The following is a 406-nucleotide window of genomic DNA, read 5'->3' as shown; positions in this document are numbered from 1 at the left end:
CACGAAAATCCGGTTGGCGCAGACGCGGGTCTGGCCGCTATTGCGAAACTTCGAGTCCATTACCCCACTGACGGCCCGGTCGAGATTGGCGTCCTCGAAGACGATGAAGGGCGAGTTTCCGCCGAGTTCCAGCGAGAGCCGCTTGATGCTGTTGCCGGCACGCGACATCAGCCAGCGCCCCACCGCCGTCGAGCCTGTGAAGGTGATCTTTGCGACCTTGGGATTATCGCAAAACTCTTCTCCTATCGGCCGTGCGTTGCCGGTGATGACCGAAAAAGCCCCCTTCGGCACCCCCGCCTCCTCGGCGAGCACCGCAAGCGCAATAGCCGAAAACGGCGTCTGGGCTGCCGGCTTGAGGATGATCGTGCAGCCAGCAGCCAGCGCCGGGCCAGCCTTGCGCGTAATC

The 406-nt window shown here is 63.1% G+C and carries 1 protein-coding gene; it reads right to left on the bottom strand.

Annotated elements, in window-relative coordinates; all coding sequences use genetic code 11:
* Positions 1-406 (bottom strand): aldehyde dehydrogenase family protein (locus AC1DY7_RS31365; RefSeq protein WP_477497659.1); only part of this gene is annotated, 406 nt, incomplete at both ends.

The organism is Mycobacterium sp. P2_H7, assembly GCF_056403275.1.
The sequence above is the reverse complement of the archived record's forward strand: the minus strand, read 5'-3'. Positions and strand labels throughout refer to the sequence as shown.